We start from the raw sequence: 25,155 nt of genomic DNA, 5'->3' as shown, positions 1-25,155 counted from the left end.
GGGAGCGCGCGCACTCCGGCGCGTCAGCGCAGCCCGGCGACCGTCGCGTAGGCCGCGCGCAGCGCGCCGAGCTGCTTCTCGTACCGCGCCGCGATGACGATCAGCAGGATGCCGCCGAGGCCGACCCACAGCCACCACGGCACGGCGTCGTAGGCGCTCGCAACCCACGGCCACAGCTGCGCGAGCGCGTGGATGAGGAGCACGATCGACCCGACGACGAGCGGCGCCTGAAGGCGACGGGTGGCGCCGATGACGACGAGCGTCACGGCCGCGACGCCGAGGGCGACGATCCGCCAGAGCTCGTTGGGGCCGAAGTCGAGCATCAGCGAGGGCACCGTCGCGAGCAGCAGCCCCGGGCCGAGCGCCGGCCACGTGCGCGCCGCCGGGTCGGTGCGCAGACGCCGCACACCGAGCATGAGGAGGCCGAGCGCCGGCACGACAGTGACGATCTCGATCGGATCGGCGGCGCCAACGGTGAGCGCGGCCACCGCGACGACGGCGACCGAGATCGCGCCGGTGATCGCGGGAACGACGCCGATCCGTTCCCGGCAGAGCGAGGCGGCGACGGAGGCCGCCGTGAGCAGGATGACGGTGACCGCGGCGCGAGCGGTCTGGAGCGACGCGTCGCCGGCGGCGATCGACCACGCTTCGCCGAACGCGACGCCGGCGAGGGCGGTCGCGAGCGCGATGCCGACCAGGGGCGCCGTCGCGGCGTTCGCGCGGAGTGCGATGAGGGCCACGGCGGCGACGAGCAGCGCTGCGGCGAGGAACCAGACATCAGGCTCGAGCCCGGCATCGGCGATCGGTGCGAGCGCGACCAGGCGCACGCCGATCGCGATGATCGCGACGGCGACGCCGCCGATCGCGAGCGCGGCCCCCGTCGGCATCCAGCCGGCGCGGCCGAGCGATGTCGCCGCGACGAGCGCCCCGAGCCCCGCGAGGCCCGCGATCAGCAGCGTCTCTCCGATGGAGCCCGAACCGCGCGTCACGACGGCGAGGGCGACGACCACCGCGCCGGCCGTCGCCGCCCCGACGGAGAGGCCGACGGGAGGGATGCGTCGCCAGGTGAGGACGGCGCCGACCGCGGCGACGCCCGCCCCGGCGACCAGTCCGACGGCGAGGCCGTGCGGGTCGCTGAGCGAGAGGATGCCGAACCATCCGGCGATGACGGTGCCGCCGAGCAGGATGCCGACGGTGGATGCCGCGAGGTCGCGCGTCCGGGCGGGGGTCACGGCGGCGACGCCGACGGCGGCGAGGAGGCACGCGGCGACGAGGAGCCACGAACGGACAGGCGTCGGCGGCACGAGGAGGCTCGGGACGATCGCGAGGGTGACGCCCGCGAGCCACGGCACCGTCTCGATGCCGGGCCAGGGGGAGCCGGTGCGCGAGAGGCGCCGCATCGCGAGGGCCGCCCCCGCGAGGAGGGTGAGCGCGACGGGGAGGCTCAGGATCTCGATCGCGTCGACGCGCGGCGCCGTGACGGCGGCGATGAGCGCGGCGCCCCCGAGGGCGCACCAGCGCGTCGACGCGTTCCACGGCGCGCGCCCGACGGCCGCGGCGACGATCGACAGCACGAGGAGCGCCGCGAGGGCGATCGTGGCGACGAGCGGGAGTTCGCGTCCGAGCAGGAATGCGGCACAGATCCCGGACGAGAAGACGATCGCGACGCCCGGAGCGATGGCGGCGAACTCGCGTTGCGCCGTCACGGCGTGGGGGCCGGCGCGGCGCTCCGTCGCGAATCCCGACGCGAATCCCGTCGCGAATCCGGACGCGAATCCCGATGCACCGAGGAGGGCAGCGGCGACGGGCACCGCCGTCCATGAGGCAACGGCGGGACTCGTCGACGCGTTCGAGGCGGTGAGCGTGAGGGTCAGGGTCGCGAGGAGCGCAGCGGCGAGTCCGGTCGTCGTGGCCGCGAGCGACACGCCCGGCACGCGGCGCGCGGGTGTCCACGGAAGCGCGGCGCACACCACCGCGCCGATGAGCAGAGCCACGACGGTTCGCGCCGACGCCGTCGGCATCACCTCGCCGGGGACGATGCCGAGCGCGGCGGCCCCGAGCCCGACGACGCCGGCGAGAGCGCCCGCGACCGTCGCCTCGGCGTGGCGGCGGAGCCAGGTGAGGACGAGCGCGAGCACGACGAGGCCGACGGCGGGCGGGACGGTGTAGGCCTCGAGTGCGGGAACGGCGGCCCCGCCGGCGAGCGCCGAACGCGCGGCATCCGTCAGCGCCGTCCACAGCGCCGCGGTGGCGACGGCGAAAGCGGGCCACACGAGCACTCGACGGGGGGCGGCGAGGAGGGATGCCCCGGCGCTCCGCGTCGTGGGGACGCCCGGGAGCGCGTCGCTGCGGGGCGCGGCCCACCCGCGGGTGATGCTCGTCGCGCCGATGCCGACGGCGATCAGCAGCAGCACGAGCCAGGCCAGATCGGCACGCGCCTGTGTGGCGGTGAGCAGGGTGGCGAACGCGGCGCCGGAGTCGGCGCCGGTACGCACCGCCGACGCCGCCCGGCGGCCGGACGGGGACGTGCGGTACTCGGCGAGGGCGGCAGCGCCGCACAGGAGCGCGAGCGCTCCGACGGCGACGATCGGCGTCGCGTCGGTCCCGCCGGCGAGCTGGCCCAGCGCGTTGACAGCCGTGGCGAGAGCGGGGCCGAGGAGGGCGGCGGCGAAGATGCGGATGCCGTCCGGCCGCGCGACACTCTCGACGCCGTCGGCGGTCTGCGGCTCTCGCCGACGGTCGGGAAGACCGAGCGCGAGAAGGGCGAGCGCCGCGCACAGGACGATGGCGCGCGCGAGGCCCGCGGCGGGTTCGCCGATCGCGACCGAGACCGCGCCCGACGCGAAGGCGCCTCCCGCGCCGGCGCCCGTCGAGAAGGCAGCGGGGGAGAGGAGGGGGACTGCGGCGAGAAGAAGCGGCAGGACGGAGAGCGTCGCGAGAAGCAGCCCCGTGAGGGTCAGCGACCGCACCGTGGCGGCCTCGACCGAGGACGGACGACGAGCGGCGAGTGCCAGGCAGATCGCGAGGGTGATCGCCGCGACCCAGCCGAGGAGGGCGATCGCAGCGAGGAGCGTTCCGCCCGCGTCGCCGCCGCGGCCCGAGAGGACGGTCGCGATCGCCTGAGGGGCGACGACGGCGGAGAGAGCGGCGAGGAACACGGACACGACGGCGAACGCCGCCTGCGCGGCGCCCCGGGCGCGGATCGCCCGGGAGAGTGCGAGCGGAAGGACGATGACGAGTGCTGCCGCGCCGGTCCAGAGCGCGGGGTGCGCCGCGCCCGCGACGTACATCGCGGCGGCGCCGACGCCGACCGGCGCGCCCCAGCTCACCGGTGAGCCGTCGCGGCGTGCCAGCAGGACGCCGCCCGCCGCGGTGAGTGCGCCGCCGGCGACCATGACGAGCGGGATGCCCGTGACGGCGGCCCCGGCGATGAAGAGGACCGTCGCTGTGGCCGGGAGGATGCCGCGGAGCTCGCGTCTGCGGAGCGTCGTTGAAGCCGCCAGGGTGAGACTGAGGAGCACGGCGGCGATGAGGGGCACCCAGGCGTCGGCGTCGGGAGCAGGACGCACGGCGGGCGTCCGCCAGGCCACCCAGTCGGCGGTCGCGGGGCCCACACGCGCGAGCCAGGCGACGATCGCGACGAGGAGGCTGAGCGCGGCGATCGCGCCGGCGGTGACGAGCGCGGCGACCGGGAGGTGCGCCCGGGCCCGTACGCGATCAACGGCGACCGCGACCGCGACCGCGACGAGCGGACCGAGCAGCGCCCACAACCACGGCGACGGGTCGCGCAGGGCGAGCTGCCAGCCGATCGCGGCCGCAGCCGCGACGCCGGTGCAGACGGCCACGGCCCCGAGCGGGCCCGCGATGCCGCCGCGGATGCGGTCGCTCCGGAGGGTGAGGATGCGCCACCAGGCCCCGGCGGCGACGACCGTCAGCGGCACGGCCCAGAGGACGAACGCGGTGTCACCGGCGACGAACTCGGTCGCGGCGGCGACGACGAGGACGGTGACGCCGATGAGGGCGAGGGCGGTGCGCTCGGCGCCGGACTCTTCGCGCGCGCTCGACCAGGGCGCGGGAAGGGCGAAGGCCAGACATCCCACCGATGCGGCGAGGAAGGCGACGACGGTCGCGGGCCCGGTCGGAAGGTCGGAGAGGCCTGCGGCGATGAGAGCGACGCCGGTCGGCAGGGCGAGGATCGACGCGATGTCGGGCGCCCGCAGCGTCGAGGCCCGTGCCCACGCACGGAAGAGGATGCCTACGCCGAGCGTCGCGATGCCGGCGTAGAGGACGGGGTCGACGCCCGCGGCGCCGAACAGGTCGTTGGCGCGGACGGCCCAGGCATCCAGCGCCACCAGGACGATCCCGACGACGGCGACCGCCTCGGCGGTGGCGACGAGGCCGCGCCGGCGCAGGAGCGAGGCCGTGACGATCGTCGCGAGGGTGATGACGCCGATGATGAGCGCGCGGACGGCGATGCTCGCGACGAACCACGCGAGCGTCAGGAAGAAGATCGCCGCGATGCCGACCAGCACGACGCCGATGGTGAGCAGCAGCACCGGCACCGAGATGCGCGGGCGCTCTCGGCGAGGCGCCGGAGGGGGAGTCTGCGGAGGCGAGGGAGGCGCGGCGACGGCGGGCGGCGCGACGGGCGGCGGCGCGACGGGCGGCGGCGCGACGGGCGGCGGCGCGACGGGAGCCGGGGTGGTGGGCGCCGGGGTGACCGTGACCGCCTCGGCGGCGGCGCGCTCGGCACGTTCGGCCGTGCGCTGATCGTGCCGCACCGCACCGATCAGCGCACGGCGGTGCAGCTCGAGGCTCAGCATGTCCTGGCCGGCGCGCAGCACCGATGCCAGACGACCGTCGACGAGGGAGAGCCCGCACGTCGTGCAGGTGGTCGGGGCGGCGCCTGTCTCGGTCGCCGCGATCGCGGAGAAGCAGGCCGGACACCGTGTCGTGTCGGCGAGGGCGTAGGGAGTGCTCGGCCAGCGGGGGGCATCGTGACCCGCGGTCGTGGTCGTCCCGGCATCCGGCTCGAGCTGGCTCATCGCGTCCTCCCGTGGCCGCGCCCGCGGCCTGAGCACAGCGTGGCAGGAAGCGGATGCCGGGCGCGGAATTCATCCACAAGTCGCGCCGTGCTAGACTGACTCTTTGTCTGCGCGCACTCCAGCACGCAGTTCGTACCCCTCTCGTTCCGACTCGACCCCGGCTCGCTCGACGACCGGAGATCGCGTGCGGTCTCGAGCGGGGTGCAGACAAGGGATCTTGGGTGGGGCCGTCCGGCCTCACGGTACAGAAGGAGTAATCACCATGGCAGCAGTGTGCCAGGTGACCGGAGCGGTTCCCGGCTTCGGTCACAACATCTCGCACTCGCACCGCCGGACGAAGCGCCGCTTCGACCCGAACGTGCAGAAGAAGACCTACTTCGTTCCGTCGCTCGGCCGTAAGGTCACGCTGAACGTCTCGGCCAAGGGCATCAAGGTCATCGACGCCCGCGGCATCGAATCGGTCGTGAAGGACCTCATCGCGAAGGGTGTGAAGCTCTAATGGCGAAGAAGGCTCAGGACGTCCGTCCGATCATCAAGCTGCGCTCGACCGCCGGCACGGGGTACACCTACGTGACGCGCAAGAACCGCCGCAACAACCCCGACCGCATCGTGCTGAAGAAGTACGACCCGGTGATCCGCAAGCACGTCGAATTCCGAGAGGAGCGCTGATCTCATGGCCAAGAAGAGCAAGATCGCGCGCAACAAGCAGCGCGAGGAGGTCGTCGCCCGTTACGCCGAGAAGCGTGCCGAGCTGAAGAAGACCCTCGTCGACCCGAACGCGACCGACGAGGCCCGCGAGGCCGCCCGCGTCGGCCTGCAGAAGCTCCCGCGCAACGCATCGCCGGTGCGCGTGCGCAACCGCGACGCCATCGACGGTCGCCCCCGTGGCCACCTCTCGAAGTTCGGCATCTCGCGCGTCCGCTTCCGCGACATGGCCCACCGCGGGGAGCTCCCCGGCGTGACCAAGTCGAGCTGGTAAGCACCCGCTTCACGAAACGCCCGTCTCCGGCCTCTGCGCCGGGGCGGGCGTTTCGCGTCTCTGGCGTCCGGAGGAGGGGTCGCGCTAGGGTGACGCCCCATGGACGACGCCACGGAAGAGACGCCGCACTCGGATGCCGCGGCCGCACGTCGACGCCGCACCGTGCTGATCCTCGGCGTGACTCTGTCGGCGGCGGGGCTCGCCGCACTGATCGCCGGGTGGAGGTTCGGGACCGGGTGGTATGTCTCGGGTCTCGTGCTATTCGCGATCGGTGTCTTCCTGATGGTGCGCGCTCTCGTCGGCCGTGCGCGGTGGTGGGCGTGGTTGGCGCCGGTGGCGGTGCTGGCCGTCGGCGTCGCGGTGCCGTGGGCGGTGACCGCCGCGGCGTATGCGACGAAGACTGCCGACGGTGCGACGTGGGTCGACGACACGTCCGATTTCGCCGCTGCCCCTCAGGGAGACAGCCTCGTGCTGCTCGACCCGCGGGCGGCGGCACTGCTTGATCCGCGGGCACGGCAGGTCTGGGTGGCAGGGTTCTACGCTTACAACGCGCCCTCGTGGATCATGCCGCTTTCGCGGGGGTGGTCGGCGATCGGCCCGCAGTACGACCCGAAGGAGGGGTCAGGGAGCCCGACGATCGTCGCCGTCGCCGAGCGCCAAAGGATCATCGCGGCGAGCGACGACGGCTTCGTCGTCGCGACGTGCCCGGGGAGGGGGCCGTGCCCCGTCGTCGGGCGCTCGTGGAGCGACGCCGACTCCGAAGAGGCCGCGGCGCAGTGGACGCTCACCGATCGTGAGGTGGTCGACATCGGCGCGCTCCTCGACGGCGTGGATGTGCTGCGAGGCACCACGATGCGCTTCTCCGCACCGCCGGCCTGGTTCGCCACCCGCGGCACCGACGGGTCGACCGAGGTGCGGTCGGTGGCGACGGGTGAGGTCGTGCGGACCGTTCCTGAGCAGGCGGTGGTCCTGGCATCCTCCTCGCACGTGGTGATCGCTTCGACGCAGGGCTCGCAGTGTCGTCTGTAGGTGGCGCTTCCCGCCGAGCTCCTCGAGAGCGAGATCGCGTGCGAGCGGCTCCCCGGCGATACGGCCTTCGTCACGGGGGACGCGTGGGTGCTCTCGGGCGATGAGGTCGTGACCGTGTTCGACGCGACGACCGGCGGAATCCGCGAGGTTGCCGCCGACGATTTCGCGGTGAGCGACCTGGACGCACCGGCTGACGCGATCGGATTCGGCGCGGGCAGCGAGCTTCGCCTCGAGGGCGGGCGTGTGGTCGTCGGCGACGCCCTGACCGGCGACGCCCGGTGGGAGACGGGCGTCGCCGACGGCGCCACGATCAGCGCGCGCGACGAGCTGGTGACGATCGTCGAACCGGCGGCGCCCTTCCCCCTGCACGAGATCTTCGCGCCCCACGACGGCGATGCCGCGTACATCCGGGTGTTCGACGCCGTGACGGGCGAGATGGTCGATTCGCTGCGCTACGCGGCTCCGGAGCGGAAGGTCGTCCGGACCGCCGGCGAGCACGTCGTCCTGCGCGTCGCCGACGGTCAGGGAGACGAACGGATCGTCCTGCTGGGCTCTCGGTGAGCGCGATATCGCCGCGGACCGCGCGGGCAGGTCAGGATGCCGCGTGCCTTGTCGCCCACTCGAGGGCGTCGTCGGCGACCTCCTCCCAGCCGTCCTGGCTGACGATGCGGTGGGTGCGACCGGGGTACTCCCGGTAGTCCACGACAGCGGGGCTGCCGCTCGCGTGGTACTTCTTCACGATCGCGCGGCCGATCGCGGGGGGCACGACGTGGTCGCGCTCGCCGACGATCACGAGCAGCGGCGCGCGGTCGGTGCGTCCGAAGTCGACGTGCGATGCGCCGCCCTTCTCGTTGAAGGCGGCCGCGACGCCCTCGAAGAACACGCGGTTCACCGAGGGGATCGCATACTCCTCCCAGATCGCGTCGGACGCGGCGCGCGTGAGGTCGTTGCCGAACGTGAAGTGGAAGTGGCTCTTCGAGATCGGCTTCGCACCGCGCTTGCCGAAGGGGTTCGCGAGGATCGGCGTACCCGTCCAGATGGTGGATGCCGGCAGTGTCGTGATGCCCGCGGGCTGGCCGGGCGTGACGGCGACGTACGCCGCGCCGAGCCCGCGATCGGCGAGCATCTGGGTGAACAGGCCGCCGAACGAGTGCCCCATGATGATGGGCGCGACCGGCAGCGCCCGGATGATCGCGTCATGTGGTCGACGATCTCGCGGATGCCGTGGTCGCGCAGCGCCGAGGGGTCGCGGCGGATGTCCTCGACCGAGCGATCACCGACGCCGGGCCAGCCCAGCACGATCACCTCGTGGCCGGCCGCCCGGAAGCGCCCCGCCCACGTGTCCCAGCTCTTCGGGGTCATCCACAGGCCGTGGATCAGGACGATGGGGGTCTTCGCCGCGGTGGTCATGGTCAGATGGTAGACCGAACGTTCTATCTAGGCAAGGATCGGACGAGATGATCGAGAATGTGTGGATGAGCACACCGGATGTCGCCGTCGACCGGATCGCACTCTCCGGGATGTCCGCGCGCGATCGCCTGCTGCACGCCGCGACCGCCCTGTTCTACGCCGAAGGCATCCATTCGGTGGGCGTCGACCGCATCCTCGAGGTCGCGGGCGTGACGCGGGCGACCATGTACAAGCAGTTCGGCGGCAAGGAGAACCTCGTTCTGGCGTACCTCGGCGGTGAGGACGAGCGCCTGCGGGCGACGTTCGTCGACGCAGCCGCCGTCACCGACGACCCGCGCGCGCTGCTGGAGCTCGTCATCGAGGCGATCTCCGCCGACATCCGCGAGCGCCACACCCGCGGATGCCCCTTCATCAACGCGGCCGCGGAGTATCCCGACCGGGGGCCGGTGCGGGAGCTCATCGCCCAGCACCGCGAGTGGTTCCGCGAGGCGTTGCGCCGGCTCGCAGACGATGCGGGATATCCGGATGCCGCCGGCACCGCCGCCTCGCTCGTGCTGCTGCGCGACGCCGCGCTGGTCGGCGGGTATCTCGACGGGCCGGACCGGGTCGCGCCCGCGTTCGCCGAGACGGCCCGCGCCGTCCTGGCCGCCTGACTCGCCCGCTCCTTCGCCCGCCTTCGGAACCCAGCGGGAGTGCGCAGAATCGGAGATGAGCACCGGATTCGGATGCCGGGGCCACCGGCATCCGAATCTGCGTCGCTCATCCGATTCCGCGGCGAGCGGCGGAATCCGTGAGTCACACGCGTCACACGGATCGCATCCGCACTGTAGGTTCCCGCTCGAGATGGCGAGGAATGCCGCGATTCCACGGTAGTTGGCTGGGGTTTCGGGTTCAGGATTCCGCGAGTAGTGGCGGATTCTTACAAGAGCTCATGGCCGTCGCGGCGATCGGCTACACACCATGCAGCGTGTCCGAACCGGCAGCGACGCGCTCTCCCCGGCCGCAGCAGCGCCCCCCGACGTGAACGGGAATACTCTCGTCAATCGGGGAGCTCCGGCAGGCGTCATCCTCCGCCGGGCAGATGCTCGAGGTGCCCGATGGCCTCCTCGAGCAGTTCGGAGACGTGGTCGTCGAAGAGCGAGTAGTGGATGTGCCGGCCGTCGCGCGTGCCAAGGACCAGGCTCAGATGCCGCAGCAGCCGCAAATGGTTCGATGTGGTCGTCTGTCCGATGTGCAGCTGTTCGCTGAGGTCGGTCACGGTGCTCGGCTGAACACTCAGCGCGCTCAGAATGCGCAGCCGCACAGGTGACGCCAGTGCCTGCATGATCTCGGCGAGACGCTCAGCATCCGCTACGGACAGGGTGCCTGCTTCCCGACGCGTCTCAGTACCGGCCATGCTCACCATTGTGCCCTCCGACCACGATAATCATTCACAACTACAATATATCATGATCTTGTGATGTATCCTGGTCGCATGACTGCTTCTTCCCCGACGACTACCGCGCCCGCTGCGGAGACGCACGACCATTCCCACGGTTCGGCCCGGTGGGAGCTGTGGTTCGCGATCGCCGCGGGCGTGACCTACGCCGGCGGGATGATCGCCGAGTTCGCGTTGGGGCTGCCGATGGTCGGGTGGCCGTTGGTGTTCTTCCTCGCCACCTACTTCTTCGGTGGGTTCTTCACGTTCCGCACCGCGATCGCCTCGACGATGCGAGGGAAGTTCGAGGTCGACTTCCTCATGCTGGTGGCCGCGATCGGCGCCGCCCTCATCGGCCGGTGGGCGGAAGGGGCGGTGCTGCTGTTCCTGTTCAGCCTCGGCCACGCGCTCGAGGAATACGCCCTCAGCCGTGCCAGCAAGTCCATCGAGTCCCTGGCCGAGCTCGCTCCCCGCAGCGCCCTGGTGCGCCGCGGCGGGGACGAGCCGGTGGAGGTGCCGGTGGAGGAGATCGTCGTCGGGGACATCGTCGTCATCCGCCCGAACTCCCGCATTCCCTCAGACGGGTTCGTGATCTCCGGGGTGTCCGCGGTGGATCAGTCCGCGGTCACCGGGGAGTCGATTCCGGTGGAGAAGGAGCCGGTGGCCGACCCGGAGCGGGCGATGCGCACCGTCGACACCCTGCCCGCCGCCAACCGTGTGTTCGCCGGCACCGTGAACGGGTCCGGCGTGCTCGAGGTCGAGGTCACCGCGACCTCCGCGGACTCGACGCTCAGCAAGGTCGTCGAGCTCGTCCGCTCCGCCGACCAGGCCGCCTCCCCCACACAGCAGTTCATCGACCGGTTCCAGCGTTGGTACGTGCCCGCCGTGATCCTCGGGGTCGCCGTCACCCTCCTGATCTCCTGGCTCGCGTTCGCGCAACCGTTCCCCGACGCGTTCTACCTCGCCATGACCGTGCTCGTCGCCGCCAGCCCCTGCGCGCTCGCGATCGCAACCCCGGCCGCGGTGCTGGCAGGGGTCGCCCGTGCTGCGCGTGCCGGGGTGCTCGTCAAGGGCGGCGCCCCGCTCGAGACGCTCGGGCGGGTCAAGGCGATGGCGTTCGACAAGACCGGCACCCTGACCTGGGGTGCCCCCCGGGTGACGTCCGTCACCCCCGCCGCCGACGTGCCCGAGTCCGAGCTGATCCGCACTCTGGTCGCTGTCGAAGCGCTCAGCGATCACCCGCTGGCCGAGGCGATCGTCCGCGACCTCGAGCCCCGCGTCCCCCAGGCCGAGCGCCTCACCGCGACAGACCTGAACGCGGTCGTCGGGCGTGGCGTCACGGCGACGATCGACGGCGAGCGGGTCGACGTCGGCAACCTGCGCATGTTCGACGAGCAGCAACTCGCGCTGACCGGCACGCTCGCCGACGCGTACACGCAGGCGCGGGACTCCGGGCAGACGCTGATGATCATCCGCCGTGGCGACCGGTTCCTCGGCATCGTCGGCGTGATGGATGCGTCCCGCGCGGAGTCCGCCCAGGTGCTCAGCGCGCTCCGGGGCGCGAACGTGGGGCAGCTCGTGATGATCTCCGGCGACAACCAGCGCGTCGCCGACGCGGTCGGCCGGGAAGTCGGCGTCGACACCGCGATCGGCGAACTGCTCCCCGAGGACAAAGTCGCTCAGATCACCCGCCTCGCCGAAACCCACCGACCGATCGCGATGGTCGGCGACGGCGTCAACGACGCCCCCGCGATGGCCCGCGCCGACGTCGGCATCGCGATGGGCGCCGCCGGCTCCACCGTCGCGTTGGAAACCTGCGACATCGCGCTGATGAGCGACGACCTCGGCCGCGTCCCGTTCGCCGTGCGGCTCAGCCGCGCCACCAGCCGCATCATCCGGCAGAACCTCATCGCCAGCCTCGCGATCGTCGCGTTCCTCATCCTCGCCACCTTCCTCGGCCTGAACATCGGCGCGGTCGTACTCATCCACGAAGGCTCCACCCTGATCGTCGTCGGCAACGCACTCCGCCTGCTCAACTTCGAGCGCGGCAAAGAGCACCACGGCATCGACCACGAAGACAGGCCCACCGCTTGAGAGACTCAGCCGGCGCAGGCGACGGCCTCCCTTGCGCGGCTATGTGGCCCAGCAGGATTGCACGGTGCCAGTCGTTGCCTGCGCGACGGTCGGGATCGTCTCCACGAGTGCTCGTGTGATCTCCTCGGACGCGGGGTACTCGATGACCCGCCAACCGACGATGCCGAAGTCCTCATCCAATGCCTGCACCGCGCATGCGAACGACGTCCCAGCGGGCGGGGTGGCTTGGAACGACACCGTCACGGTGCGCGCATCGACCAGCTCGTAACCCGTCTCGTCGAATCCGACGTCGTCAAGCGAGTTCGAGACAGTCAGCCACGAAAGCCCGGCGACAGACAGGATTGCCGCCGTCGCGACGGTGACCCCGAACACGCGGCGGCGGATGGGCCGCGGTCCCCGACCGTAGCGGTCGGCGAGCTCCTCTTTCGTCGTCACGTAGTGCGCCCTATCTGCGGCTGCGAGCATCGCGGTCGGCGAGCTCGGTGAGGCGTGCGTTGTAGGCCTCGAGCTCGGCTTCGCCGGTGCGGTCGGCGTGCCGGTCTCGGCGCTTGGTCTCGCGGGCGTCGCTGCGACTCCACTGAATCGCGACCGTGATCGCGAGGATCAGGGTGGGGATCTCACCGATCGACCACGCGATACCGCCGCCGGTGTACTGATCCTCGAGCGGTGTGGCACCCCAGGTGCGGCCCATCGACCCGAACCAGTCGGCGACCATCAGCCCCGACTGCATCATGATCGCGATACCGAAGAACGCGTGCATCGCCATCACGCCGATGAGCAGCAGCAGCCTGCCGGCGTAGGGAAGCCGCCACGGCACCGGGTCGATGCCGATCAGGGAGAGCGCGAACAGGTAGCCGGTGATGAGGAAGTGCGCGATCATCCACTGGTGGCCGAGGTGGTCGTACAGCGACCAGCGGAACAGGTCGGTGTAATAGAACACCCACAGTGAGCCGATGAACAGGGCGGCCGCGACGAACGGGTTCGTCAGGATGCGGGCGACGGGCGAATGCACCGCCCACAGGATCTACTCCCGCCCGCCGCGGGTGCCGTCGTCGCGTTTGCGGATCGCCCGGGCGGCGAGGGTCACCGGGGCGCCGGCGACCAGCAGCACCGGGATCGCCATCGTGAGCAGCATGTGCCCCACCATGTGCATGCTGAACAGGTAGTCCTGGTAGACGTTGACGACGCCGCCGGTGACCCAGACCAGCAGCACCATGCCGGCGACCCACATGATCGTGCGATACACAGGCCACGCGTCGCCGCGCCGGCGCAGCCGCCACACCCCGGCGAGGTAGAAGAAGATCGCGAACCCGGCGAGCACCGCCCACAACATGTCCACGTTCCACGCGGTGACCCACCGTTCGATCGTGAGCTCCGGGGGCAGCGGGGCACCGGTGAGGCGTTCTGCCGGCGAGGGGATCTCGGGAAGCGGGGCCGGGTTCGGTGGCGGAGTGCGGGCCAGCGCTGCGGCGGCGCCGCTGGCCACACCCATCAGTGCCAGCTCGAACGCGATGAGCATCCAGAAAGGGCGGGATGCCGCGTCGGAGCTGCGCATCCTGCCGATCAGGCGGGTGCGGTACCACGCCCCGAAGAGGCCGAGGCCGACGAGCGCGACGACCTTGATGCCCAAGATCGCGCCATAGGGCGAGAGCAGATCGGACCACTCCTGCAGGCCGATGGCGGCGCGCACCGTGCCGGACACGGCGACGAGCACGAACGCGGCCAGAGCGATGCTCGAGTAGCGGGCGACGAGATCGGGGATGCGGCGACGGTCGAGGGCTGGACGGACGGCGATGAGCAGCAGGAGCCCGCCGAGCCACACCGCGGCGCCGATGATGTGCAGGATGAGCGCCATCATCGCCTCGTGGTGGAAGGCGTCATCGCCGGAGTGCCCCTGCGTGCCCATCGGCACGAGCGAGGCCACCGCCACCAGGGCGACCAGAAGCGTCCCGACCCAGGACCGCACGGCGAATGTCAGGACGGTGAGGGCGGCGCCGGCGACCGTCGTGATCAGCCATGTCCTGCCGACCTCGAGCTCGACGAGGAACCGGCCGAGCTGGGCACCGAACTGGGGGCCTGCGTCGATGGCCGGGTTGAACACGCTGAGAAGCGTGAGGAACCCGGTCGCGCCCGCGGCCACGGTGAACAGGGCTGCAGAGATCGACGCGGTATCGAGGGCGACGTCGAACTCGCGCTCACCGGCCCGCAGCGTGAACAAGGCGGTCACGAGCACACCGACCATGCCCGCGGCGGCGAGATTCACGACCAGTTTCGTGACCGGAAGCCCCCAGCGCACAACAGGGCCGGCGTCGCCGAGTGGGATCTGCGCAGCACCCCCACCGAACCACAACGCCCCGACCAAGGCGATGAGTGCGACCCCGCCGAGGATCGCAGGCCCTGCGACCCGCAAGACGCGAGGAGTCATTCCTGTCGCGGTCGGAGTGACCGCTGTCCGCGTTCAGTGGCATCCGCACCCGTGGTGGCGGGAATCGAGAGTATCGGGGTCATGTGCGTGCTTTCGGCTCGGGCAAGAGGGCGGGGCAGGGGTGCGGGGTCATGTGAGCCCGGAGTAGGAGTGGAGGCCCTGGAAGAACATGTTCACGATCGTGAAGTTGAACAGCACCGCGACGAACCCGATGATGGACAGCCAGGCGGAGCGGGTGCCGCGCCAGCCGCGGGTCGCGCGGGCGTGGATGTAGCCGGCGTAGAGCACCCAGATCACGAACGTCCACACCTCCTTGACATCGAAGCCCCAGTAGCGACCCCAGGAGTCGTTGGCCCAGATCGCGCCGGCGATCAGGGTGAACGTCCAGAACACGAACCCCACGATCGCGAACCGGTACGCGAGGGACTCGAGCACGTCGGCGGCGGGCAGAGTGCGCAGAAACCCAAGACCGTCGGCGCGGGCAGTGTCCGAGGATGCTCGGGTGCGGCGCTCCCGGCGGGCCTGCAGGAGCTGGGTGATGGAGATGCCGCAGGCGATCGCGAACAGGGCGGTGGCCGGGGACGCGACGAAGACGTGGATGACCAGCCACACGCTCTTGAGCGGATCCATCAGCGGAACGACCTCGACGTAGAACGAGACCGTCGCGCCACCCAGCAGCAGCACCACCATGCCGATCAGGAACGCACCGAGGAAGCGGAGGTCGTAGCGGCGCAGCACCAGCAGGTAGACGGCCACGATCAAGACCGTGCCGGTCAGCGCGAACTCGTACATGTTCGCCCACGGCACCCGCTCCGCGGCGATGCCGCGCAGGATGGTGCCGGCCAGGTGGAACAGGAACGCGAGGACCGTCAGCGACGTCCCGATCCGCGCCCACAGCAGCCGTTGACGCTGCGCGGGCGGCGTGCGAACACTGTCCACCGACCCACTCTGGGCGTTGTCCGTCTGCTGGCCCGCCCGTGCGGTAGCGCCGGCCAGGACCGGCTCCCGCTGCGGGACGCTGGCGGGGACGGAGCGCCCGGCCAGGTCGATGGTGTACGCGATGAACGCGAGCAGGTAGGTGGCGATCGCCGTCCACACCAGCAGCAGTGAGATGCCGTCGAGGGAGAGCGCGTCGGTTCCGGTCATGGCAGGGTCGTCCTCTTCGTCGTTGCGGTCAGGGGGTGCCCGCGAGCGGGGTGGCGCGGTAGATCCGTGCACATCGGTCAGCCCGCGTTCGCTTCCAGCCAGGCCAGCGAGTCCACGGCCGCGCTCAATGTTCCCGCCGTCAGCAGAGTGCGCCGGCTCACCCCGGCCCGGAATGCGCGGCTCTCCGCGGGCGTGGGCGCGCACCCACACTCCTCCGCCGTCAGGTCACCAGGAAGGGTGAGATCGCTGCCCGTCGCCAGCGTTCGCAGCGACCAGGCCAGTCGACCTCCGGCAGGCCTCATCCGTGGCGTGTTCATGGGTGCCTCCCCGGATCAGTCGAACGATCTGCGGCGGCCGCACGCGTGCGGGCACGGTGGGAGAACCCCGCCGCGGTGAGAGCGCCGGCGGCAGCGAGGACGATGAGAGCGGTGAGCCAGGGACCGAGGATCACCGCCGGGGTGAGTCCGGTGCGCAGCGGGACGGTGGTGATCGACGCGTCAACGGTGTCGACGCCGATGCTGTCGACGGTGGTGCCGTCCGGGGTGATGACCTGGCTGGTGCCCACCGTGGAGACGTTGACGACCGCGCGGCCGGTTTCGATGGCGCGCATCCGGGCGAACGCGAGCTGCTGCAGGTTCTCGTCGGTGCCGCGGAAGTCGGCGTTGTTGGTCTGGAACACGAACACCTCTGCGCCGGCGCGGGCACCGTCCCAGATCACGGCGTCGTAGATCACGTCGAAGCAGATCGCCAACCCCACCCCGACGTCGCCGACCTGCACGAGCGGCGGGTTGCTGCCGGGGGTGTATTCGCGTTGGATCAAGCCCACCAGGTCGGGGACGATCAGCTCGTAGAACCACCGGTCCGGCACGTACTCGCCGAACGGGACCGGGTTGACCTTGTCGTGCCACTGCCGGCCCGTGGGATCCGCGGTCCACAGCAGGGACGTGTTGAAGACATCGTCGCCGCGGGTGGTGGCGGCGTTCATCAGCAACGGCGCCCCGGCCGAGCGCACGACCCGGTCCAACGCCTCGGCGGCGGCGGGATCACTGAGCGGGTCGGCGTCGACGCCGCCCTCCGGCCAGGCCAGCAGATCCATCGGCTGCCCGTACAGCGGCACCGTGGCGGCGGTCTGCGCGGCCAGGACGTCGCCGGGCACCTTGTCGTCGAAGTACCCGGTGGGGCCGTTGCCCTGCACCCATCCCACGCGGAACTCCCCGGCCGGCGCGGTGGGGAACTGCGGCGCTATCACCAGGAGAGCGGCGACGCTCACAGCAGGGTGCAACCCGAGCATGAAGCGGATGCCGCCGGCGCGGATCCACTGCACCACAGAGGCGCACAGAATGACGATCAGCAGGGACAGGCCGGTCACGCTCGTCCACGACACGGCCTCCGCGAGCGGGCCGCCCACCTGGGTCATCCCGAGGCGCGCCCACGGGAACCCGGAGTACGGCCACGCACCCATCACCACCTCACGGGCCGTCCACAGAACCCCGATCAGCGGCGGTACCGCGAGCAGCTGCACGAGGCCGCGGGCCGGATAGCGGGCGGTCCACCGGTAGGCGAGCGCGATCGGCACCGCGCCCGCGCCGAACAGGACCGCTTCCAGCCCGGCGAGGGCAAGCCACGGCACCGGGCCGAGGAACTCCCCCACCCACACCAGATGGGTCGTGTAGAACACGGCGCCGAACACAGTGCCGACCAGCAGCGCCCCGCCGATGCTGCGGCCGATCAGGGCCACCAGGGCGACCGTGACACTCACGAACGTCAACGGCCACCACCCCACCGGTGCGGAGGCGAGATCCAGCAGCAGGCCGGCGGCCGCGGATGCCAGCACCGCCGCCCACACCGGCAGCGACCATGCCGCCACGGTGCGGCGCGGCGTCTCCTGCTCCGGCGCGGCGGCCGGGACGGGTGTCGGCAAAGGCGTGCGCATCGGTCAGGTGTCTTTCTGGTGGAGTCGGGTGAGGTAGTCGTTGTACGCGTCGAGCTCAGGGTCGCCGTGTGCGTCGGCGCGACGGTCGGCGGCGACCGCTTGGGCGGTGTCGTCGCGGAACCAGCGGTGCATGACGTAGATGAGCATCAGAAAGGTGGGGGCCTCGCCGTAGGACCAGGCCAGCCCGCCGGCGAGGCGCTGGTCTTCGATCGGGTCGATGCCCAGCGCGCTCGTCGGGCCGGCGAACCCGTCGATGAGGGTAGTGGTGGCCATCATCAGGAAGACGCCGAAGAAGGCGTGCAGGGCGGCCTCGGCGAACACGTCCAGGGCGCGGCCGCCGTGGCTCATCCGCACCGGCAGCGGGTCCGACGACAGGATCGGGATGGTGAACAGCATCCCGGCGACCAGGAACCCGACCTCGAGGAGGGTATGGCCGGTGACGGTGGACAGGATCGGATCGGCGAAGTTCGCCAGGTACAGACCGTAAAACGCGGCCAGGTATAGCGGCACCGCCAGCCACGGGCTGAGCAGCCACCGTGCGGTGCGACTGCGTAGCCCGGCGTGCGCGGCGCGGAGCACCAGGAGACCTGGGCCGTGGTGCGGGGTGGCGCGCAGCAGCAGGGTGCCGGGAGAGCCGAGGACCAGCAGCGGCGGGATCGCCATCATCAGGGTGAGCTGCTGGAACATGAACACCGAGAACAGGGCGTACCCGAAGTTCTCCACCGCCAGGCCGGTGACCGCGGCGAGGGCGACGCAGCCGAGCAGGAAGCTGACCGTCCGCCACACCGGCCAGCCGCGGCCGCGGACCCACATCCGGATCGCACCGGCCAGGTAGGCGACCGCGAGGAGTCCCGCGAGGAGCGGTAGCACCGGAGCCGGAAGCGGGGCCGGGGTGAGGAACCCGCCGAGGGTCGGCGGGGCGTCCGGGATCCACACGGTCGTCACGGTGTGTCCTTCGCAGGCTGGTCTACGCCGAGGGCGTGCGCGTGGCGGGTCGCGAACTCGTCGACGGCGCGCGCCAGAGCGGGGTCTTCGCCGCGGGCCAGTCCCGCGTACTCGAGGTGCACACCGTCCGGGCCGGTGCGGGCTTTCACCCAGAGCCGGCGGCGGGGCACGAACAGGCCGGCGAACAGGCCGAGGGTGGCGAGCACGGAGAACGCGAGCACCCAGCCGCTGCTGGGGTCGCGTTGGATCTGCAGCGACGCGAACCGCTTCACCGGTTCCTCCGCCGTAACCTCCTCCCAGGTGATGGTGCCCCATCCGTTCGGCAGGTCGACGGTGGCGCCGGGGGTGAGCTCGAGGGAGTCGGCGGCGGTGTCGCCGCCGGTGTGTTGGGTGAGACCGTCGACCTCGAGCGTGTACACCGACCTCGGAGTGCCGTCGTCGATGCCGAGATCCCCGCTGAACACGTTGAGAGTCAGCATCGGGTTGACCACGTCGGGGTAGACGGAGGTGAACGCGCCGGAGGGCAGCACCCCCTGGGTGGGGTAGAAGAATCCGACCAGCCCGACCTGTTCGGGCAGCCCGTCCGGGATCTTGATGATCCCCAGCGAGGTCATGTTGGAGTCCTGCGGCAGGAACGGCTGCGACTCGCTGTACACCACCTCGCCGGCGGTGTCGCGGATCGTGAGCGTGGGAGCGTAGCCGTTGCCGAGCAGGTAGATCCGGTCGCCGTCGACGGTGATCGGGTAGTTCACGATCACGCTCTGCGCCCGGTCGTCCTGCCCGGGTTGGCGGATGGTGATGTCGGCGGAGAAGTCGCCGGCCTGGCCTGCGCCGGGTGTGCCGGGCAGCCGGTAGGAGACCTGGAAGTTGTCGAGGGTGAGCGAATAGGGGGCAAGGCCGGTGCCGTCGATGAACCGGCCGGGGTTGAACGAGGAGTAGTCGCTGAGCGCGTTCACGAACGTGGTGCCCTCCACCACCACCCGCTGCCCGGTGTACGCGAACGACCCGCCGATCGCGACCGAGACGAGCACGCCGACGAGGGCGACGTGGAAGATCAGGTTGCCGGTCTCGCGCAGGTAGCCGCGCTCGGCCGACACCGACGCGGCTCCGCGCGCGTCGTAGCGCTCCACCCGGTACCCGGCCTTCCGCAGCTGCTCTGCGGCAACGTCGATCGCGTGCGCGCCCGGGTCGGTCTGCCCTTCCTCTTTCGGCAAGGTCAGTTCCCGGTAGTCCGAGAGCCGCGACAGCCGGGCCGGGGTGCGCGGCGGGCGGGAGCGGAGCGCCTTGTAGTGGTGCTTGGCGCGCGGGATCACGCAGCCGATCAGGGAGGTGAACAGCAGCAGATAGATCGCGGAGAACCACGGCGACAGGTACACGTCGAACAGGCCGACCGCATCGGCGAGGGGGAACACGTCAGGGTTGTCCCGCTCCCACTGGATGACACCGTTGGGGTCGGCGCTGCGCTGCGGGAACAGGGACCCGGGGACGGCGGCGATCGCGAGGAACAGCAGCAGGACCAATGCGGTGCGCATGCTGGTCAGCTGCCGCCATGCCCACCGCAACCACCCGGTGATGCCCAGCGCCGGCTGGGTGATCTCCGTCGCGGATTCGCTGTCGGCGTGGTCGCCGGGGCGTAGCGGGTCGGCGGTGACGTCGATGCCGGTGTCAGAGCGGGAGGGGGACATTGATCACCACCTGTTGCAGCTGCGACATCAGTGCCGTCCACAGCCCGGTCACCATCAGCAGGCCGAGGGCGATGAGCATGGCCCCGCCGATGATGTTCAGGGCGCGGATGTGGCGGCGCAGGAACGTCACCGATCGGGACGCCCACCCCCATCCGGCCGCGAGGATCAGGAACGGGATGCCCAGGCCCAGCGAGTACGCGAGCCCGAGCAGGCCCGCGCGGGCGGGGTCACCGAGGTTCCACGACATAGAGATGATCGCTGCGAGCGTCGGGCCGATACAGGGGGTCCAGCCGACGCCGAGCGCGAACCCGAGAAGCGGCGCCCCGATCAGCCCGGTCCTACCCTGGGCGCGAGGGCGGAGGGTGCGCTGGGCAATGCCGAAGAAGCCGAGGAACACCAGGCCGAGGGCGATGATGACGACCCCGAAGACGCGAGTGAGCACATTGGCGTATTGCAGCAGCAGGTACCCGAAGGTGCCGCCGAGGATCGTGACGGCGACGAACACCACGGTGAACCCGGCGATGAACAATGTCACGCCCAGCAGCAGCCGCGCGCGCTCCGCCGTCACCGTGCGCCCCCCGTCCAGCGTGGGGGCCGCGGTCGTCGTGGTGGTGCTGCCGAGGTAGCCGAGGTAGCCAGGCACCAGCGGCAGCACGCACGGGGACACGAACGACACCAGCCCGGCGAGGATCGCGACCGGGATCGCGACCCACAGGGCGCCGTCGACGATCACCGCTCCCGGATTCATGAGGTGTCCTCGGCGAGGGTGTCGGCGACCAGGGTGGACAGGATCGACGCGCTGGCCAACTGCCCGATGATCCGCGCCGCGACCCGCCCCTCCTGGTCGATGACCAAGGTGGTGGGGGTGGCCTGGATCGGAGTGACCTGCGCGAACGCGAGCTTGACCCGTCCGTCGTTCACGTCGATCACGCTCGGGTAGGTGACGTTGTTGTCACGGGCGAACGACAGTGCGGTGGCTGGCTGGTCGTAGGTGTTCACCCCGAGGAACGCGACGCCCTGGTCCTGATACTCCTGCCAGACCTCCTCGAGCATCGGGGCTTCGACGATGCACGGCCCGCACGCGGCGTACCAGAAGTTCACCACCAGCACCCCGCCGCGGTAGTCGTCACTGGACACCGTCTCCCCGGTCTCGGTGACGCCCTCGAACACCACCGGCTCCCCGCGGTCGGCATCCGGGATCTCGACGATCTGGAAGTCACCGGCGATGTAGCCCTTCTCGCTTCCGTCCCGGTACTGCTGCGCGAGCGAGTCGCTGGACGTGCACCCGGCCAGCAGCAGCGCCGCGACCAGCGTCATGGCGGCAAGGACGCGGCGGCGGATCATGCGCGCTTGACCTTGATCAGGGCGCCGGCGACCAGGAACACGACCGCGGCGACCGGCTGCGCCGCAGTCCACACCGGGCCGGTGAACGGGAACGGGAACACCGGGTTCCAGATCACGGCGATCACGACGAACACCGGCAACCACCACCACTGCCGCGCCTGGATCGCGAACCACCCCACGATGACCGCGAAGATCGCCGCGACGAACAGCACCACGGTGAACCAGTCCCCGCCCATCAGTACCGGCGCGAGGAACAATACCGCCGCCGCGAGCAGCCCCGGCGCGAACGCGTTGCGCTGGTATACGGACGGGGTCCGCTGCTTCGCCATCATGACCCGCTCACCACGGAGCCCGTCGCAGGCGCCGCGCTGTCCGCACTGGCGCGGGAGCGGCGGTGTCGGGTCCACAGGCTCAGGCCGAGGACGATGACGCCGGCGCCGAGGGCGACGTCGGCGAGGTTGCCGATGAACAGGTTCCCGTAGGCGAGGAAGTCGGTGACGTGCCCGACCCCGAACCCAGGGGGGGAGAACAGCCGGTCGATCAGGTTCCCGATCGCGCCTCCGAGGATCAGGCCGATCCCCAGCGCCCACCCTCCGGTCCGCGCCCGCGCGGCGGCGACGAGCAGCAGCACCACGGCACCGACCCCGAGGAGGGTGAGCAGCCCGGTGACCCCGGCTCCGAGGGAGAGGATCGCGCCGGGGTTGAACGCGAGTTGCAGCCCGAGCAGATCCCCCAGCAGCGGGATCCGCTCCTCCTGACTCAACCCTCCCAGTGCGGCCGCCTTCGTCGCCTGGTCGACCAGGACCACCACAGCGGCGGCCAGGCACGCGACCGCGAACCGCCGGGTCTGCTCACGAACCATCAGCGGCTCCTCGTGCGTTCGCGGGGGCCGCTGATACCCCGGCCATCAGACCGGCGATCAGGAAGAGACCTTTGGTGTCAGAAGTCGAAGAGGTCACCGAGGAACCCTTCCTTCCGCCGACGCCCGGAGCGACCGTGATGATCCCTGTCGCGGTCAGAACGGTGGTCGCCCTCCCGCGAATAGGGGGCGGTGCTGGTTTGCCGGCCGCCGCCGGCGAGGTCGGCGGCACGGTCGATGATCTTGTCGAGCTCGCCACGGTCCAGCCAGACGCCCCGGCACTGCGGGCAGTAGTCGATCTCGACCCCGGAGCGTTCCGTGATCAGCAGGGCGGTCCCGTCGACCGGACATTTCATGAGGGGTTCTCCTTCTGTTGCTGGTCGTCGGCGGGTCCACCATCCGCGGCGGCCGCGGCTGCTCGGTCGCGGCGACGACGCTCTCTGGCCACCATGAGCACGACCACCAGCGCGCCGCCCAGCACGATCACGCCGCTGGCGACGGCCAAGATCGGCAGAAGCTCCCCACCCCCGGAGGGCTCACCGTGACCGGGGTTCCCGGTGGTGTCGGTGGACGTCGGAGACGGGTCGGGTGTCTGCTCCTCGGTCGCTTCGGGGGTGGGGGCGCTGGTGGGGACGGTGATCGCTTCGACGGTGTACTGGTACTCGTTGCTGATCGGGTGCCCGTCGCTGGAGACGACCCGCCATCGCACCGTGTGCACGCCCGCCTGACCGGGCGTCACCGCCTGGGTGACCGTGGTCCCGTCGATGACCGGATCCCCCGATGCGATGTTCTGCCCGTCCGGGGCGACCACCTCGATGATCACGGCGCTGAAATCGGTGAGGATCTCGCCGCTGAACGTCAGCGAGATCTCCTCCGGGACCACGCTGACCGTGGATCCGGCTTCCGGGGAGGAGGAGACGATCTCATCGTGCGCGGCGGCGGGCGCCGCGGTGGCGAACAGGAGCCCGGCGGCCAGCAACAGCGTCGTCAGAGTGGGCAGGAGAAGGACGCGTCTCCGTGGGCCGGATCGGTGCGGGTGTTCGTGGTCGGTGACGGTGGTCAAAGCGGTGGTCCTTTCAGGGCCGGTTGATGATGTGCTGGGCGATCGTCGTCGCGTCTTTCCACACCCCGGCGAGGGTGTCGGAGCCGCGGCCGCCGTACTGCGGCATCCCCGCCACGAACAGCCCGGGCAGCCCGGTCAGGGTGCGCCGCGGCCGGTCGACGCGGGCCGGTTCCGGGAGCCAATCGTCGCCTGGGGTGTAGCCGGTGGCGAGGATCACCGAGCGGGGGGATGCCTGCGTGCCGTCAGCGAAGATCACCACGGCGCCGGTAGCGTCCTCCACCGCAGCTGCGATCGTGACCCCGGCGCGGCGCAGCTGCTCATAGCTGTCGCCGAAGACCGGCTCGGGGCGACGCTCCCGCGAGAACAGCGGCACCCTCTCCCCCGCTGCGGCGGGATAGCTCATCGCGGGGCGATGCTGCCGCCGGGTTCGCACGGACAGCGTCACGGTGTGCGACGCGGACAGTTCGCGGGCCAGCTGCACGCCGCTGTTCCCGCCGCCCACGATGAGGAGGTCGCCGACGGGGATCTGCTTCGGGTACAGGTACTCGCTGCTGTGCAGCACTACCCCGGGCACCGTCAATCGGGGTGCCCATTCCGGAATCCGCGGGTGCGCGGCCGCGCCCGTCGCGCAGATCACGTTGCGGGTCTGCACCTCCCCTGCCGTCGTCGACAGCAGCAAAGTCGAACCATTCCCGCGGTGCTCCACCCCGGTCGCCTGGATGCCCCAGACCGTCTCCACGCCCAGCCCGGCTTCCACGAAGGTGAGGTAGTCCGCCATCTCGTCCACTCGCGGATGCCGGCGCTGGTCCCCCAGCAGCCGCCGCGGAGACAGCGCGCTATGCCGGGCGTCGCTGAGAAGCTCCATCGAATGCCACCGTGAGGACCAGGAACGCTGCCCCGTGCTGGCGGCGTCGATCACCACGAACTCGTGCTGCGGCCGCAGCCCTTCCGCGCTCAGAGCCGCGGCAACCGCGAGCCCGGACTGCCCGGCGCCGACGATGATCGCCCGCCGATGCGTCAAACCCGCCCTCATCACTGGCCACCGTTCACCGCAGCCTGGATGGCGTTCTCGAGGTCGTCCCACTCCTGCAGCTCGAGCAGCTCACCGTCGAGGAAGAACGTCGGTGTGCTGCTCACGCCGAGCGCCTGGCCCTCCTCGAAGTCCAGCTCCACCCGCTCCGTCGTGGCCGGGTCCGCCACGGCGGCGTCATAGGCGGCCATGTCCAGACCGATCTCCTCCGCGAAGCCGCGGAACAGGTCGGCGCGAGATTCCTGCGCCTCTCCCCACTCCGCTTGAGTCTCGAACAGCCGGACATACATGTCCTCGAACCGGTCCTGTTGCGCGGCCGCTTCCGCTGCGACCGCCGCGTTCTTCGAATTGAAGTGACCGGGCAGCGGGAAGTAGCGGACCACATACGTGATCTCCCCAGCGAACTGCTCCCGCATATCCTCCACGATCGGGAAGAACGCGCCACACGCCTCGCACTCGAAGTCGAGGAACTCCACCAGGGTGACAGCGCCCTCCCCGCCGTCGTCGAGGACATGCGAGCTCTCCCGCACCACCTGCGGGGATGCGTCACCGCCCCCAGATGAAGGTGGAGCGGACTGGCTCTGATTGACAAGGACATAGATCAACGCGGCGATCACCATCACCACCACAACGGCAATGGTGACGAGCGTCGCCTTCACAGGGGTTTTCATCGGGTACTCCAAACCAAGACACGGCACAGGACAGAACCCGGGCACGCAGCCCGGGACGAAGCGCCACCCGGAAGGGCGGC

The 25,155-nt window shown here is 70.9% G+C and carries 23 protein-coding genes and 1 pseudogene; 7 read left to right on the top strand and 17 right to left on the bottom strand.

The window, feature by feature from the left end; genetic code table 11:
• Nucleotides 1-23: 23 nt before the first annotated feature.
• Nucleotides 24-5,045 carry an SCO7613 C-terminal domain-containing membrane protein gene (locus ACRVYW_RS11780; protein ID WP_431804811.1) on the bottom strand — a complete coding sequence of 1,674 codons (5,022 nt, stop codon included), beginning with the start codon at nt 5,043-5,045 and terminating at the stop codon, nt 24-26.
• 262 nt (nt 5,046-5,307) lie between these two features.
• Here ACRVYW_RS11780 and rpmB point away from each other — a divergent pair, with 262 nt between their 5' ends.
• From rpmB to ACRVYW_RS11755, 5 genes are all read left to right on the top strand, one after another.
• Nucleotides 5,308-5,544, top strand: coding sequence for a 50S ribosomal protein L28 (rpmB, locus tag ACRVYW_RS11775; RefSeq protein ID WP_039402457.1), 237 nt, complete (start codon nt 5,308-5,310; stop codon nt 5,542-5,544).
• The gene (gene rpmG / locus ACRVYW_RS11770; protein WP_005051772.1) at nt 5,544-5,714 is read left to right on the top strand and encodes a 50S ribosomal protein L33; all 171 of its coding nucleotides are present in this window, start codon (nt 5,544-5,546) and stop codon (nt 5,712-5,714) included. Before rpmB ends, rpmG begins: the two co-directional genes overlap by 1 nt.
• A 4-nt stretch (nt 5,715-5,718) precedes the next feature.
• Nucleotides 5,719-6,024 (top strand): 30S ribosomal protein S14, encoded by a 306-nt coding sequence (gene rpsN / locus ACRVYW_RS11765; RefSeq protein ID WP_431804808.1) that lies wholly within the window; start codon nt 5,719-5,721, stop codon nt 6,022-6,024.
• Between the two features lie 99 nt (nt 6,025-6,123).
• Nucleotides 6,124-7,053 carry a hypothetical protein gene (locus ACRVYW_RS11760; protein ID WP_431804806.1) on the top strand — a complete coding sequence of 310 codons (930 nt, stop codon included), beginning with the start codon at nt 6,124-6,126 and terminating at the stop codon, nt 7,051-7,053.
• Nucleotides 7,054-7,614: a hypothetical protein gene (locus ACRVYW_RS11755; RefSeq protein WP_431804805.1), complete on the top strand. Its 561-nt coding sequence runs from the start codon at nt 7,054-7,056 to the stop codon at nt 7,612-7,614.
• Between the two features lie 31 nt (nt 7,615-7,645).
• On the opposite strand, the gene ACRVYW_RS11750 is transcribed toward ACRVYW_RS11755, so the two are convergent.
• Nucleotides 7,646-8,233, bottom strand: a complete 588-nt coding sequence (locus ACRVYW_RS11750; RefSeq protein ID WP_431804945.1) for an alpha/beta fold hydrolase — start codon at nt 8,231-8,233, stop codon at nt 7,646-7,648.
• Between the two features lie 295 nt (nt 8,234-8,528).
• Between ACRVYW_RS11750 and ACRVYW_RS11745 the strand changes: the two genes are divergently transcribed.
• A complete protein-coding gene (locus ACRVYW_RS11745; protein WP_431804803.1) occupies nt 8,529-9,116 on the top strand; it encodes a TetR/AcrR family transcriptional regulator in 588 nt (195 codons plus the stop codon).
• A gap of 410 nt (nt 9,117-9,526) precedes the next feature.
• Here the strand turns inward: ACRVYW_RS11745 and ACRVYW_RS11740 are convergent, their stop codons facing one another.
• Nucleotides 9,527-9,859: an ArsR/SmtB family transcription factor gene (locus ACRVYW_RS11740; RefSeq protein WP_045246029.1), complete on the bottom strand. Its 333-nt coding sequence runs from the start codon at nt 9,857-9,859 to the stop codon at nt 9,527-9,529.
• A gap of 78 nt (nt 9,860-9,937) precedes the next feature.
• On the opposite strand from ACRVYW_RS11740, the gene ACRVYW_RS11735 reads away from it, so the two are divergent.
• Nucleotides 9,938-11,974, top strand: coding sequence for a heavy metal translocating P-type ATPase (locus ACRVYW_RS11735; RefSeq protein ID WP_048809453.1), 2,037 nt, complete (start codon nt 9,938-9,940; stop codon nt 11,972-11,974).
• 39 nt (nt 11,975-12,013) lie between these two features.
• On the opposite strand, the gene ACRVYW_RS11730 is transcribed toward ACRVYW_RS11735, so the two are convergent.
• From ACRVYW_RS11730 to ACRVYW_RS11665, 14 genes and pseudogenes are all read right to left on the bottom strand, one after another.
• Nucleotides 12,014-12,409: a DUF4307 domain-containing protein gene (locus tag ACRVYW_RS11730; RefSeq protein WP_431804801.1), complete on the bottom strand. Its 396-nt coding sequence runs from the start codon at nt 12,407-12,409 to the stop codon at nt 12,014-12,016.
• Between the two features lie 10 nt (nt 12,410-12,419).
• Nucleotides 12,420-14,399 (bottom strand): annotated as a pseudogene (locus ACRVYW_RS11725) (cytochrome c oxidase assembly protein).
• Between the two features lie 129 nt (nt 14,400-14,528).
• Nucleotides 14,529-15,545 (bottom strand): c-type cytochrome biogenesis protein CcsB, encoded by a 1,017-nt coding sequence (gene ccsB / locus ACRVYW_RS11720; RefSeq protein ID WP_431804799.1) that lies wholly within the window; start codon nt 15,543-15,545, stop codon nt 14,529-14,531.
• A gap of 313 nt (nt 15,546-15,858) precedes the next feature.
• Nucleotides 15,859-17,478 carry an apolipoprotein N-acyltransferase gene (gene lnt / locus ACRVYW_RS11715; protein ID WP_431804797.1) on the bottom strand — a complete coding sequence of 540 codons (1,620 nt, stop codon included), beginning with the start codon at nt 17,476-17,478 and terminating at the stop codon, nt 15,859-15,861.
• Nucleotides 17,479-17,481: 3 nt separating this feature from the next.
• Nucleotides 17,482-18,423, bottom strand: coding sequence for a cytochrome c oxidase assembly protein (locus ACRVYW_RS11710; RefSeq protein WP_431804795.1), 942 nt, complete (start codon nt 18,421-18,423; stop codon nt 17,482-17,484).
• Nucleotides 18,420-20,108 carry a cytochrome c biogenesis protein ResB gene (gene resB / locus ACRVYW_RS11705; protein WP_431804793.1) on the bottom strand — a complete coding sequence of 563 codons (1,689 nt, stop codon included), beginning with the start codon at nt 20,106-20,108 and terminating at the stop codon, nt 18,420-18,422. The genes ACRVYW_RS11710 and resB overlap by 4 nt, the downstream gene beginning before the upstream one ends.
• Entirely contained in the window at nt 20,089-20,856 is a 768-nt protein-coding gene (locus tag ACRVYW_RS11700) for a cytochrome c biogenesis CcdA family protein (protein ID WP_045246898.1), read from the bottom strand. The genes resB and ACRVYW_RS11700 overlap by 20 nt, the downstream gene beginning before the upstream one ends.
• On the bottom strand, nt 20,853-21,452 hold the full coding sequence (locus ACRVYW_RS11695) for a TlpA family protein disulfide reductase (RefSeq protein WP_045246899.1): 600 nt from the start codon (nt 21,450-21,452) through the stop codon (nt 20,853-20,855). The genes ACRVYW_RS11700 and ACRVYW_RS11695 overlap by 4 nt, the downstream gene beginning before the upstream one ends.
• Complete coding sequence (locus tag ACRVYW_RS11690) at nt 21,449-21,784, bottom strand: DUF6804 family protein (RefSeq protein WP_054679000.1); 336 nt, start codon at nt 21,782-21,784, stop codon at nt 21,449-21,451. The genes ACRVYW_RS11695 and ACRVYW_RS11690 overlap by 4 nt, the downstream gene beginning before the upstream one ends.
• Nucleotides 21,781-22,314 (bottom strand): signal peptidase II, encoded by a 534-nt coding sequence (locus tag ACRVYW_RS11685; protein ID WP_431804791.1) that lies wholly within the window; start codon nt 22,312-22,314, stop codon nt 21,781-21,783. Before ACRVYW_RS11685 ends, ACRVYW_RS11690 begins: the two co-directional genes overlap by 4 nt.
• Before the next feature lie 77 nt (nt 22,315-22,391).
• Nucleotides 22,392-22,667, bottom strand: coding sequence for a zf-TFIIB domain-containing protein (locus ACRVYW_RS11680; RefSeq protein ID WP_431804789.1), 276 nt, complete (start codon nt 22,665-22,667; stop codon nt 22,392-22,394).
• Nucleotides 22,664-23,374, bottom strand: coding sequence for a copper resistance CopC family protein (locus ACRVYW_RS11675; RefSeq protein WP_431804787.1), 711 nt, complete (start codon nt 23,372-23,374; stop codon nt 22,664-22,666). The genes ACRVYW_RS11680 and ACRVYW_RS11675 overlap by 4 nt, the downstream gene beginning before the upstream one ends.
• A 13-nt stretch (nt 23,375-23,387) precedes the next feature.
• Nucleotides 23,388-24,407 (bottom strand): flavin-containing monooxygenase, encoded by a 1,020-nt coding sequence (locus tag ACRVYW_RS11670; RefSeq protein ID WP_431804785.1) that lies wholly within the window; start codon nt 24,405-24,407, stop codon nt 23,388-23,390.
• Nucleotides 24,407-25,075, bottom strand: a complete 669-nt coding sequence (locus ACRVYW_RS11665) for a DsbA family protein (protein ID WP_431804783.1) — start codon at nt 25,073-25,075, stop codon at nt 24,407-24,409. Before ACRVYW_RS11665 ends, ACRVYW_RS11670 begins: the two co-directional genes overlap by 1 nt.
• Nucleotides 25,076-25,155: the final 80 nt, after the last annotated feature.

Origin of the sequence: Microbacterium sp. bgisy203 (genome assembly GCF_965345155.1) — a bacterium.
In the GTDB taxonomy this organism is placed as follows: Bacteria; Actinomycetota; Actinomycetes; order Actinomycetales; family Microbacteriaceae; genus Microbacterium.
This window is presented reverse-complemented; position numbering and strand designations above follow the sequence as displayed.